We start from the raw sequence: 11,188 nt of genomic DNA on the forward strand, positions 1-11,188 counted from the left end.
CCGTCGCAGGGTCAGTCGTTGGAGAGGACCCGCAGGTGGCCGCGACGCGTGGTCTCACGACCGGTCTCGGCCTCGAGCCCTGCGGGTGCGGGGATGCGGGGCGCCGGTCGCGCGGCCTCGCGGACCGCGTCGGCCAGGGCCAGCAGGTCGTCGCCACTGGGCTCGAGCGTGGCCGGGTCCGGGGCCAGCCGGAGCACCTCCCAGCCGCGCGGCGCACTCAGTCGCTCGCTGTGCGCCTCGCACAGGTCGTAGGCGTGCGGTTCGGCGTACGTCGCCAGCGGTCCCAGCACCGCGGTCGAGTCTGCGTAGACGTAGGTCAGCGTGTTGACCGCGGGACGGCCACACGCGGTACGCGAACAACGACGGGCTGGCTTCACGGAGCAGACGCTACCCCGCGGGTGCCCGGGTCCCGATTAGGCTCGCGGCGTGACTGAGCATGGACTGACCGGGCGACCGGCTGGGCGACGAAGGGACCGGCGTGACCGAGGCATGCGTGGACCGGAGGTCCTGCCGCCGTCGGCCCCCGGTGGCCTGCGAGCGCCTGACCGACCCACGCGTCGCGAGCGGTTCGACTCCCTCGTGCTCGGCGTGGTCTCGGCGATCGAGGAGCGCTGGCACGACCGCCTCGGCCTGGTCGAGTTCGCGGTCGAGGACACTCCGTTGGTCCCCGACGACTGGGAGCAGACCGGGGTGCCGCTGTCGTCGTTGATCCGCGGCAGCGGGAGTACGCCGACCAGGCTGGTGCTGTTCCGCCGGCCGATCGAGCATCGATGTGACAGCCGCGAGGAGCTCGACGCCATGGTGCTGACCGTGGTGGTCGAACAGGTCGCCGAACTGCTCGGCATGGACGCCACCGACGTGGACCCGCGCTACCGCGCCGACGACTGAGCCGGTCAGGGAAGACCGGTCACGCCGGTTGGTCGCGGACGGCCGGCTCGGGCCTGGGCCCGGGCACGGCCGCCCGCGCGTCTCGGCCTCGAGCTCAGCCGACCTTGGAGTCGAGCTTGATCTTGAGGGTCTTCTCGTCGCCGTTGCGCTTGACGGTCAGCTCGACCGTGTCGCCCGGCAGGTGGGAGCGGATGGCCACGATCAGGGTCGGGCTGTCGGTGATCATCCGGTCGTCGAGGGCACTGACGACGTCGCCCTCCTTGAGGCCGGCGTCCTCGGCCGGGCTGCCCTTCACGATTTCCTGGATGTGTGCACCGTCGCCGGAGCCGTCGCTGTTCACGGTCGCCCCGATCACCGGGTAGCGCGCCTCGCCGTCCTTGAGGATCTGGTCTGCGGTGACCTTCACCTGCTCGATCGGGATCGCGAAGCCGACGCCGATGTTGCCGGACTCCTGGCCCACGCTGGAGCCGCCGGTCGTGGCGATCGCCGAGTTCACGCCGACGACCTGCCCGGCCAGGTTGACCAGCGGGCCGCCCGAGTTGCCGGGGTTGATCGCCGCGTCGGTCTGGACGGCGTTGATGTAGGACTGTGAGTCCTCCTCGCCGCCGGTGGTGACCGGCCGGTCGAGGGCGCTGACGATTCCGGCGGTCACGGTGCTGCTCAGGCCGAGCGGGGAGCCGATGGCCACGACGTTCTCGCCGACACGCAGGGCCTTCGAGGTGCCGAGTGCGGCGGGCTTCACGTTCTTGAGGCCCTTCACGTAGAGCACGGCGAGGTCGTAGACGGGGCTGCGGCCGACGACCGTGGCCTCGTGCTGGACGCCCTCGTGGTCGACGATCTTGATCTCGCCACCGTCGGCGGCATCCGCGACGACGTGGTTGTTGGTGACGACGTGCCCCTGCTTGTCGAGGAAGAAGCCGGAACCGGTGGCGCCGCCCTCCTCACCCTTGAAGTCGGCGATGATCTGCACGGTGCTGGGCAGCAGCTGTTCGGCGACGGCGGCGATGCTGCCGTTGTCGGCAGGGAGCGGCGCGGTGTTGACCGTGTCGACGTCGGCCAGGCCGTTGTCGGTGCGCCCGGGTTCGTCGGAGCTGTCCTGCCACTTGGTCACCACGGCCCCGCCGACGGCACCGCCGACCAGGCCGAGGAGCAGCGAGAGGACGGCCACGGCCGGCCAGATGCCACGTGGCGACCTGGCCCGACGCTCCGGGGCCGCGCCCACGGCCTGCGCCTGCGGGTAGGCGGCGTACGGCTGCTGCGGGGCACCGTAGGGAGCGCCCCGGTAGGGGCCGGGTCCGCCGGTCGGGGGCGCGTACGACGGGGGCCCCGAGGGCGGCGCATAGGAGCCGGGCCCCTGCTGGCCGTGCTGCGGCGCCTGGTGACCGCTGGCTGCGTGAGAGCCGGCAGCCGGGGCCTGCGTGCGCTCGTCGGGCGGCGCGAACTGCGAGGTCTCGGCATCGGGGGCCGCGGACTCCGCCGGCAGCCTCAGGGTGTGCTCCACGTCGTCGGCGTCGGAGGTCGCGGCAACGGGCTGCTCGGGGTCCGACCGCTCGAGGTCGGCGCGGCCGGCGTCGGGCTGCTCGCCGTCGGGTGTGGGGGTCTGCTGATCGTTCACTGGGAGATTGTCACCCATCTTGGGAGGGAAGCGTCAGGCGCAGAGCCGCGCGTGGACGTCGACGACACGGTCGTTCCGACCGGCGTGGCCGATCGGGAGGGGCCCGAGACACCGCCGGTCAGGGAGGTGACCGGACCGCGGCGGTCGACCGCCGGGGCCTGGGCCGGCACGGCCAGGGCGAACACGCCGACCATGGCCGCGCCCACCGAACCGGCGCCGACCACTGCGACGGCCATCGTGCGACGACGACTTCCCAGCGGGGAGAGAGCCGGCGCCGGCTCCTCGGGGAGATGGGTGGCCCGGCACAGCACGCTGGCCAGGTAGTTGGGGGCGGCCGGCTGGCTGGTCGCGTTGAGTCCGGCGAGGCGGGTCTTCACCCAGCCCTCGCGCTCGACGTGGCTGCGGCACATCGCGCAACCGTGCACGTGCACCCAGAGACGGTCGCTCTCGGCCTGCGGCAGCTGCCCGTCGATCAGTGCGCTGACCTTGGTGCCGACGTGGCCGATCACCGGACGACGCCCTGTTGGACCTGGCGCGGCACGGGCCCGGAGTAGCGCTCGCGGCCGGCGGTGGGGGCGCGGTGTGCCAGCGCCTCGCGGAGCATGGCCCGGCCGCGGTGGATGCGGGAGCGGACGGTGCCGAGCTTGGCGTCGAGGATCTCGGCGATCTCCTCGTAGGAGAGCCCCTCGATGTCGCAGAGCACGACGGCGGCACGGAAGTCCGGCGGAAGCTGGGCCAGCGCCTGCTCGACGTCGTCCTCGAACCGCTGGTCGGCGTACTCGTCGTGCGGGATGCCGCCGTCGCTGCGCAACCGCGCGGCGCGCTCGTCGGACAGCGCGTCGAAGCGGATCCGCTGCTTGCGGCGGGCGCCGTCGAGGAAGAGGTTGGTGGTGATGCGGTGCAGCCAGCCCTCAAAGGTGCCGGGGCTGTACGTCGACAGCGACCGGAAGACGCGGACGAAGACGTCCTGGGTGAGGTCTTCCGCGTCGGCCTGGTTGCCGGTGAGGCGGTAGGCCAGCCGGTAGACGCGCTCGGAGTGCTGGGCGACGATCTCGTCCCAGCTGGGGACCACCTGACTGTCCTGCATGGTGCTCTCCTGCCCTCGTCTGCGCAACAACCTGACCTCACCAACGCTAGGGAACCCGACTGAGAGGAACCTGAGCAGCAGCAAGGGAGTTGCTGGGAGGTTCCTCAGTGCTTCAACGATCCCGGACCCCGCCGTGTTCCCGCTCCGGCACGCGGTCCACGCCCGAGAGTCGTTATAGGGTCGTCCACATCGGTGAGTCGTCACGACCTCAGGAGGCTGTCATCACCACGCCCATCAAGCCCACGAGCTGGACCTACGCCGAGGAGTTCGTCGCCGAGGACGAGATCCTCGCGGCCGCCCGGGCACGCGCCGAGGAGGTCGGCGTCGTGCCGATCGGTTCCGGCGTGGGCGCAACCCTGCGCTTCCTGGCCGCCGTCCTCGATGCGCGCGCCGTCGTCGAGATCGGCACCGGCACCGGGGTCTCCGGCCTCTGGCTGCTGCGCGGCATGCGCCCCGACGGCGTGCTGACCACGGTCGATGTCGAGACCGAGCACCAGCGCCTCGCCAAGCAGACCTTCGGCGACGCCGGTGTCCCCGCCCAGCGCGCACGCACCATTCCCGGTGCCGCACTCGACGTCCTCCCCCGCCTGACCGACGGCCACTACGACCTGGTGTTCTGCGACGGCGACAAGCGCGAGTACGCCGACTACCTGAAGGAGGCCATGCGCCTGCTTCGTCCCGGTGGCGTGGTGGCCTTCGACAACGCCCTGTGGCACGACCGCGTGGCGGACCCGGCGCAGCGCGACGAGGAGACCGTCTCGATCCGCGAGCTGGGTCGCACGATCCAGGAGGCCGAGGGCCTGGTGCCCGTGCTGTTGCCGGTCGGCGACGGCCTGCTTGCTGCCAAGAAGGAATGGATCCCCGAGTGATGTGACGGCGGTCGGGTGCATACGCAGCCGGCCGTCAGCTCGGAAGAGGTGTGAACCCGTGGGCGCCTTCGGCGATCGCGACGACCTCGCACGCCTCGATCAGGATCGGCGCGCTGCCGATGATCTGCGAGCCCGGCGACTCCGCGGCCGTGGCGGTGAACGTCTCCTGGAACGACACGCGCTCCTCGTCGGAGCCGAACACGTAGCAGCCCTCGAACCACTGACCCGGCACGCTGCGCCAGGTCTTGTAGGCGAGCCCGTCCATGCCGGTGAAGCGGGCGTGCGAGGTGCCGTGCACGTAGTCCCGGAGCCGTACGTCGACGTCGTCGGGGGCGTCGGTCAGTGACCAGCGCACGGTGAGGCCGTTCACGAGGACGCCTTGCGGGTGATGCCCTCGAGAGGGTTGTCCTGCTCGAGCCAGGTCAGGAGGGTGCGAGCCCCGAAGCCGGTCGGGCCGACCGTCCACTCGTTGTCGTCGGTGGGCGCGTCGCCCACCGAGGCCACGTCGAGGTGCACCCACGGCAGGCCACCGGTGAAGTGCTGGAGGAACAGGGCTGCGGTGATCGCGCCCGGGTTGCCGGCGCCGTTGTCGCCGTCGGCCACCTTCGAGGAGATCTTCTCTTCGTACTCCTCTGCGAGGGGCAGGCGCCAGAGCCGCTCGCCGGCGTCCGCGCCGGCTTCGGCGACCAGGTCGGCCAGCGCCTCGTCGTTGGCGAAGTAGCCGCCGGTGCGCAGGCCCAGCGCCACCTTCATGGCACCGGTCAGGGTGGCGATGTCGACGAGCACGTCGGGCTTGACCTTCGCGGCGGCGTACGCCAGCGCGTCGGCCATCACGAGACGCCCCTCGGCGTCGGTGTTGGTCACCTCGGTGGTGCGCCCGCCGTAGTGGCGGATCACGTCGCCGGGGCGGTACGCCGCACCGCCGATGGCGTTCTCGGCGGCGGGCACCAGCGCGGTGACCTTGACCGGGCACTCGAGTGCGGACAGTGCGGCCATGGTGGCGAGCACGACGGCACCGCCGGTCATGTCGCGCTTCATGTTGACCATCGCCTCACCGGGCTTGATGGACAGGCCGCCGGTGTCGAACGTGATGCCCTTGCCGATCAGGGCCACGTGGCCGGTCTTCGCGCCCCTGCGGGCCGACCGGGTGGGCGTGTAGTCAAGGCGGATCAGGCGCGGCGGCGTGGCCGAGGCGGCGCCGACGGCGAGGATGCCGCCGAACTCGTCGTCGGCCAGCTGCTTCTCGTCCCAGACGGTGATCTTGAGTCCGGCCTCGTCGGCGATCTCCCGGGCCTGGTCGGCCAGCCACGCCGGGTTCTTGGCGTTCGAGGGGACGCTGGCCAGGAAGCGGGCCCGCCACCCGGCGGACGCGACGGCAACCGCCTTGTCGAGCACGGGCTGCCGCTCCACGGAGCCGGCCAGCACCACCCGGCGTACCGGTTGGGCCTTGGCGCCGTCCTTGCGCCAGTGGAACTCGAAGGAACCGAGGGTCAGCCCGACGACAAAGGCGCGCAGGCCCTCGTCGTCGGCGACCGTGGTGATGGTGGTGGCGACGAGTTCGCGATCCTTGACCTGACGAGCCAGGGCCGCGCCCGCGGCACGCAGGTCGGCCGATCCCCCGGCCCCCACACCGACCAGCGCCACCGCCGTGTGGCGGGAGTCGCCGAGCAGCGGGTGCAGCACGACCTCGCCCGCCCGACCGGTTGCCCGGTGGTGGTCGAGGACGCCGAACAGGTCGACGTCGTGCGTGTCGAGGAACTCCGCCGCACCCGGCCCCAGAGTGGGACCGTCGTCGTCGCTGCCGGCAAGGACCGGGAGGGCGATGATCGACGGCTGGTCCTGGTCGAGCGTCGTGTCACTGAGTGTGAACGTCGGCGGCTGGACCTGGTCGGGAAGGCGGGGGTGTCGGGAGGGATCGCTCACAAGTCAGCCAACAACACCCTTGAGTGCATCGCCGAGAGCCGTGGCTTCCTCAGCGTTGAGTTCGACAACGAGACGGCCACCGCCTTCGAGCGGAACGCGCATGACTATGCCGCGTCCTTCCTTGGTGACCTCCAGCGGACCGTCCCCAGTCCGCGGCTTCATCGCCGCCATCCGCGCACCTCTTCCTGTGCTCATGCCGCGCCCCGTGGCGCTGTACGCAGGGACCAGTATCCCCTATTGCCCCACGAGTCCCGAAACGACGGTCGCTCGGCTGCTGGCACACTCATCCCCATGCACGCCCGATCCGCGCTCTTCGACGTCTACGGAGACCACCTGAGCACGCGCGGCGACCGGGCACCCGTGGCCGCACTGGTGCGGCTGCTCGAACCTGTCGGCATCGCCGCACCCGCCGTACGCACCGCCATCTCGCGCATGGTGCTGCAGGGTTGGTTGGACCCGGTGCCGCTCGACGCGGGGCGTGGGTACGCCGCCACGGCGCGCGCCGGTCGACGCCTCGACGAGGCACGGGCCCGCATCTACCGCACCCTCGACCGGGTGTGGGACGGCCACTGGCACATGGTCGTGCTCGACCCGATCGGCTCACGCACGGTGCGCACCCGGGTCCGTTCGGCGCTGCAGTGGATCGGGTACGCCGAGCTGGTCGACGGCGTCTGGCTCAGCCCGTGGCCGCAGCCCGACCTCGAGGAGCTTCTGGCCCGCGAAGGCGTCACCGCCTCCCGCGCCGAGGCGACCTGCTTCGACCCGCCGTCACGACCGGCGACCTGCTGGCACCTCGACGACCTCGCGGAGGAGTACGCCACCTGGCTGGCCCATGCCCGCACCGCGCCGTGGCGGGTCGAGACCGACGACGCCGACCGCGCCGACTTCGCGCACCGCTTCCACCTGGTGCACGAATGGCGCATCTTCCTCTTCCGCGACCCCGGCCTGCCCGACGACCTGCTGCCCGCCGACTGGCCAGGTCGCGAGGCCGCCGCGTTCTTCACGGCCGAGGCCGGCCGCCTCAAACCCGGCGCCGACCGTTTCGTCGACCGCTGCCTGTCCGCCTGACCCGCACCCACGAAGGGATCCACCCATGTCCACCGAGTCCGTCCTCCTCGAGGTCACCGACGGCGTCGCCACCATCACGCTCAACCGTCCCGAGGCGATGAACAGCCTCGACATCGCCACCAAGGAGGCGCTGCTCGACGCCGTACGCCGGGCCGCGGACGACGACGCCGTGCGCTGTGTGGTGCTGACCGGCACCGGCCGCGCGTTCTGCGTGGGCCAGGACCTCAAGGAGCACATCCAGCTGCTCGAGAAGGGCGACTCCGACGCGCTGTTCACCACCGTCGACAAGCACTACAACCCGACCGTCACCCTGCTGGCCACGATGAACAAGCCGGTCATCGCCGCCGTTCAGGGCGTGGCCGCCGGGGCCGGCGCGAGTCTCGCGTTCGCCTGCGACTTCCGGATCCTGGCCGACACGGCCGGCTTCAACCTGGCCTTCACCGGTGTCGCGCTCTCCTGCGACACAGGCGCCTCGTGGACCCTGCCCCGGCTGGTCGGTCAGGCCAGGGCGCTCGAGCTGCTCTACTTCCCGAGCACCCTCTCCGCCGAGAAGTCCGCCGAGCTAGGACTGGCCACCAAGGTGGTCTCCGGTGACGACTTCGCGGCCGAGGTCGGCGCGCTGGCCCGCAAGCTGGCCGACGGCCCGACGGTGTCGTTCGGCGCCATCCGGCGATCCGTGGCGAACTCGGCCGGCGCGTCGTTCGAGGACGCCGTCGCCTTCGAGAGCGAGATGATGTCGCTGACCGGCGCCACCGCCGACCACAAGTCCGCGGTCGCCGCGTTCGTGGCCAAGCAGAAGCCGGTCTTCGAGGGGCGCTGAGGCGTCGTACGTCAGGCTGGTTCGGGACGTCCTGCGTGGCGGTTGCTCTGGCGACCGGCGCGCAGGACGTTGTTCGTGTGCCGGGCGTACGGCGGGTGGGTCAGACCCTGGAGAGCAGGTAGGCCCAGGTGAAGACGGAGACGCCGACCACCATGCCGACGTGGGCCAGCACGGAGAGTCCGGGCCCCTGGCTCCAGGTGTCGTGCACCGCGTCCGAGGAGTGCTTGCCGCGGGAGGGCAGCCAGCGGACCAGGATCATGATTCCGACCACGGCGGTGAGCCAGAACAAGGCCAGCGCCGCGATCCCGATCATGGAGTTGCCGTTGCCCTCGCCGAGCCCGGTGACCAGGAAGACCGCCCAGGTCATCACCGCAGCGAGGCCGGCGATCGTGTGCACGTTGAGCAGCATCGAGGAGGTCTGGAACCGACCTGCACCAGCCTTGTCACCGCCCAGCCGGACCCTCGTGAGCACCACCACGACGGCCGCCAGCACGGTGAGGATGTAGATGATCCACTGAAGAGGCACGGGCCGAGTGTGCCCTACGTGCCGGTCGCTTTGCCATCTTCCGCGCCGTCACGAGCGTCGGCGTTCTCCTCGAGCTGGGCGGCCAGACGCGCCAGGAGGGCGTCGACCTCGCTCATCCGGTAGCCCCGGACGGCGGCGGTGAACCGCACCCGGCGCAGGTCGCCGCCGACCAGGTCGCGGCCTGCCGGGAGTGTCACGTCGCGCCGGTCGGGGTGCACCCGGGCCAGGCCCTGGCCGTAGCCGGAGGCCACCAGCGCCACCCCGCCGAGGGCCAGCACGATCAGGATCGCGAAGAACCACGTCACGGCCGCGTCACTCCGGCTGCTTGGCGACCGGCGCCGTGGGCCCGTGGCCCGCTCGGGCCTCCACCATGAGGCGTACGGCGAGGTCGAGGTCGTCGGTGAGCGTGATCAGGTCGAGGTCCTTCTCGGAGATCTTGCCCTCGGCGAGCACGGTCTGGCGCAGCCAGTCGATCAGCCCGGACCAGTAGTCGACGCCGACCAACACGACCGGGAACGAGGTGACCTTCTGGGTCTGCACCAGGGTGACCGCCTCGAAGAGCTCGTCGAGGGTGCCCACTCCGCCGGGCAGCACGACGAATCCCTGGGCGTACTTGACGAACATCGTCTTGCGGGCGAAGAAGTAACGGAAGTTGACGCCCTTGTCGACCCACTGGTTCAGCCCGGTCTCGAAGGGCAGCTCGATGCCGAGGCCGACACTGACGCCACCGGACTCGGAGGCGCCCTTGTTGGCCGCCTCCATCGCGCCCGGTCCGCCACCCGTGATCACCGCGAAGCCGGCCTCGACCAGCTTGCGGCCCAGCTTCTCGGCCTGGGCGTACGACGGCTCGTCGGTCTTCGTGCGCGCCGACCCGAACACGCCGATCGCGGGACCCAGCTCGGCCAGGGCGCCGAAGCCCTCGACGAACTCCGACTGGATCCGCATGACCCGCCACGGGTCGGTGTGCACCCAGTCCGTCGGGCCGCGTGACTCGAGCAGCCGCTGGTCCGTCGTACCGCTGTCGACCTGCGAGCGGCGCATCACCACCGGCCCGCGGTACTTGTCGTGCCCCTTGTTCTCCGTCATGACTCCCCCAACCAGATCCGAAGCTGCTCTTCGCACCGCTCGATGTGTGCGAACGGGACGTGCTCTTCCTGCTTGTGCGCCAACAGTGGATCACCCGGCCCGAAGTTGACTGCCGGCACCCCGAGCTCGCTGAACCGGGACACGTCGGTCCAGCCGAACTTCGGGTTCGCCTCGCCGCCGACGGCCTCGAGGAACGCCGCCGCGGCCGGTACGGAGAGACCCGGGAGCGCGCCGGGGGCGAGGTCGGTGACCGTGATGTCATAGCCGTCGAAGAAGTCGCGAAGGAACTTCTCGGCCTCCTCGCCACTCCGGTCGGGGGCGAAGCGGTAGTTGACCTGAACCACGCACTCGTCGGGCAGCACGTTGCCGGCGACGCCACCGTCGATGAAGACGGCATTGAGGCCCTCGTGGTACTCCAGTCCGTCGATCACCGGCCTGCGCGGCTCGAACTCCGCCAGCTTGGCCAGGATCGGCGCCGCGGCATGGATCGCGTTGACGCCCATCCAGCTGCGGGCGCTGTGCGCGCGCTCTCCCGTCGTGCGCACGTCGACCCGCATGGTGCCCTGGCAGCCGGCCTCGACGACCGCGTTCGAGGGCTCCATCAGGATCGCGAAGTCGGCCTGCATGAGCTCGGGGGCGCTGCGGCTCAGCTTGAACAGCCCATTGTGCTCGGCCTCGACCTCTTCGGCGTCGTAGAAGATGAAGGTGATGTCGCGGTTCGGCTGGGTCAGGTCGGCGGCCAGCTTGAGGGCGACGGCGACGCCGCCCTTCATGTCGCAGGAGCCGAGTCCGTGCAGGAGCTCCTCGTCGCGACGGGCCGGCAGGTTGTCGTTGAGCGGCACGGTGTCGATGTGGCCGGCGATCACCACCCGGTCGTCGCGGCCGAGGTTCGTGCGGGCCACGATCGTGTGTCCGTGGCGGGTCACCTCGAGGTGTGCCATCGGTGTCAGCGCCGCCTCGACGGCGTCCGCGATCACCTGCTCGTGGTGGCTCACCGACTCGATGTTGACGAGTTGCTCGGTGAGGGTGACGGCATCGGCGGCGAGGTCGAGTTCGGGCATGCCCGCCATCGTAGAGCCGCCCCCACACCCCCGGAGTAACGCGGGGTTATGGTCGCTCAACACGTGCCCTGACACGGTGGAACCGTCGACACCACCGCACAAGTCGTACGCCGGGCGCGGTCGGCCGACCTCGCCACGGAACTGGAACGTGTTCTAGATTGTCACCATGCGCCACGGAATCGGGCTCTTCCCAGATGAGGGTGTAGGTCGGCCGGGCGCGTCGGTCCGCAGATAGACGTCGAGGT

At 70.9% G+C, this 11,188-nt stretch carries 15 protein-coding genes; 4 read left to right on the forward strand and 11 right to left on the reverse strand.

Annotated features, from left to right (window positions below):
- Positions 1-11 precede the first annotated feature (11 nt).
- Positions 12-377 carry a DUF3499 domain-containing protein gene (locus ASH02_RS25350; RefSeq protein WP_056681325.1) on the reverse strand — a complete coding sequence of 122 codons (366 nt, stop codon included), beginning with the start codon at positions 375-377 and terminating at the stop codon, positions 12-14.
- A gap of 49 nt (positions 378-426) precedes the next feature.
- Here ASH02_RS25350 and ASH02_RS25355 point away from each other — a divergent pair, with 49 nt between their 5' ends.
- Positions 427-888 carry a metallopeptidase family protein gene (locus ASH02_RS25355; RefSeq protein ID WP_056681327.1) on the forward strand — a complete coding sequence of 154 codons (462 nt, stop codon included), beginning with the start codon at positions 427-429 and terminating at the stop codon, positions 886-888.
- A gap of 94 nt (positions 889-982) precedes the next feature.
- Here the strand turns inward: ASH02_RS25355 and ASH02_RS25360 are convergent, their stop codons facing one another.
- Genes ASH02_RS25360 through sigE form a run of 3 tightly spaced genes read right to left on the reverse strand, consistent with a single transcriptional unit; the run spans position 983 to position 3,590 of the window.
- Positions 983-2,503 (reverse strand): trypsin-like peptidase domain-containing protein, encoded by a 1,521-nt coding sequence (locus tag ASH02_RS25360; protein WP_056681329.1) that lies wholly within the window; start codon positions 2,501-2,503, stop codon positions 983-985.
- Positions 2,500-3,012, reverse strand: a complete 513-nt coding sequence (locus ASH02_RS25365) for a hypothetical protein (protein WP_056681331.1) — start codon at positions 3,010-3,012, stop codon at positions 2,500-2,502. Before ASH02_RS25365 ends, ASH02_RS25360 begins: the two co-directional genes overlap by 4 nt.
- Positions 3,009-3,590 (reverse strand): RNA polymerase sigma factor SigE, encoded by a 582-nt coding sequence (gene sigE, locus ASH02_RS25370; protein ID WP_056681333.1) that lies wholly within the window; start codon positions 3,588-3,590, stop codon positions 3,009-3,011. Before sigE ends, ASH02_RS25365 begins: the two co-directional genes overlap by 4 nt.
- 233 nt (positions 3,591-3,823) lie before the next feature.
- Between sigE and ASH02_RS25375 the strand changes: the two genes are divergently transcribed.
- Positions 3,824-4,459, forward strand: coding sequence for an O-methyltransferase (locus ASH02_RS25375; RefSeq protein WP_414858565.1), 636 nt, complete (start codon positions 3,824-3,826; stop codon positions 4,457-4,459).
- 34 nt (positions 4,460-4,493) lie between these two features.
- Here the strand turns inward: ASH02_RS25375 and ASH02_RS25380 are convergent, their stop codons facing one another.
- The 3 genes from ASH02_RS25380 to ASH02_RS25840 are packed head-to-tail and all read right to left on the reverse strand — an operon-like array spanning position 4,494 to position 6,553.
- The gene (locus ASH02_RS25380) at positions 4,494-4,829 is read right to left on the reverse strand and encodes a hypothetical protein (RefSeq protein WP_057295731.1); all 336 of its coding nucleotides are present in this window, start codon (positions 4,827-4,829) and stop codon (positions 4,494-4,496) included.
- Positions 4,826-6,382: a leucyl aminopeptidase family protein gene (locus ASH02_RS25385; protein ID WP_057295732.1), complete on the reverse strand. Its 1,557-nt coding sequence runs from the start codon at positions 6,380-6,382 to the stop codon at positions 4,826-4,828. Before ASH02_RS25385 ends, ASH02_RS25380 begins: the two co-directional genes overlap by 4 nt.
- A 3-nt stretch (positions 6,383-6,385) precedes the next feature.
- Positions 6,386-6,553 (reverse strand): DUF3117 domain-containing protein, encoded by a 168-nt coding sequence (locus ASH02_RS25840; RefSeq protein ID WP_082748240.1) that lies wholly within the window; start codon positions 6,551-6,553, stop codon positions 6,386-6,388.
- A gap of 120 nt (positions 6,554-6,673) precedes the next feature.
- Here ASH02_RS25840 and ASH02_RS25390 point away from each other — a divergent pair, with 120 nt between their 5' ends.
- Positions 6,674-7,450 (forward strand): PaaX family transcriptional regulator, encoded by a 777-nt coding sequence (locus ASH02_RS25390; RefSeq protein WP_056681339.1) that lies wholly within the window; start codon positions 6,674-6,676, stop codon positions 7,448-7,450.
- Positions 7,451-7,475: 25 nt separating this feature from the next.
- The gene (locus ASH02_RS25395) at positions 7,476-8,270 is read left to right on the forward strand and encodes an enoyl-CoA hydratase-related protein (RefSeq protein ID WP_056681341.1); all 795 of its coding nucleotides are present in this window, start codon (positions 7,476-7,478) and stop codon (positions 8,268-8,270) included.
- 100 nt (positions 8,271-8,370) lie between these two features.
- Here ASH02_RS25395 and ASH02_RS25400 read toward each other — a convergent pair whose 3' ends face one another.
- The 4 genes from ASH02_RS25400 to dapE are packed head-to-tail and all read right to left on the reverse strand — an operon-like array spanning position 8,371 to position 10,943.
- Positions 8,371-8,796, reverse strand: coding sequence for a hypothetical protein (locus ASH02_RS25400; protein WP_056681343.1), 426 nt, complete (start codon positions 8,794-8,796; stop codon positions 8,371-8,373).
- A gap of 14 nt (positions 8,797-8,810) precedes the next feature.
- Entirely contained in the window at positions 8,811-9,101 is a 291-nt protein-coding gene (locus ASH02_RS25405; protein ID WP_056681345.1) for a DivIVA domain-containing protein, read from the reverse strand.
- Positions 9,102-9,108: 7 nt separating this feature from the next.
- On the reverse strand, positions 9,109-9,882 hold the full coding sequence (locus tag ASH02_RS25410) for a TIGR00730 family Rossman fold protein (RefSeq protein ID WP_057295733.1): 774 nt from the start codon (positions 9,880-9,882) through the stop codon (positions 9,109-9,111).
- Complete coding sequence (gene dapE, locus ASH02_RS25415; protein ID WP_156409877.1) at positions 9,879-10,943, reverse strand: succinyl-diaminopimelate desuccinylase; 1,065 nt, start codon at positions 10,941-10,943, stop codon at positions 9,879-9,881. The genes ASH02_RS25410 and dapE overlap by 4 nt, the downstream gene beginning before the upstream one ends.
- Between the last annotated feature and the right edge of the window lie 245 nt (positions 10,944-11,188).

It is taken from the genome of Nocardioides sp. Soil796 (assembly GCF_001429525.1).
Classification (GTDB): Bacteria; Actinomycetota; Actinomycetes; order Propionibacteriales; family Nocardioidaceae; genus Nocardioides.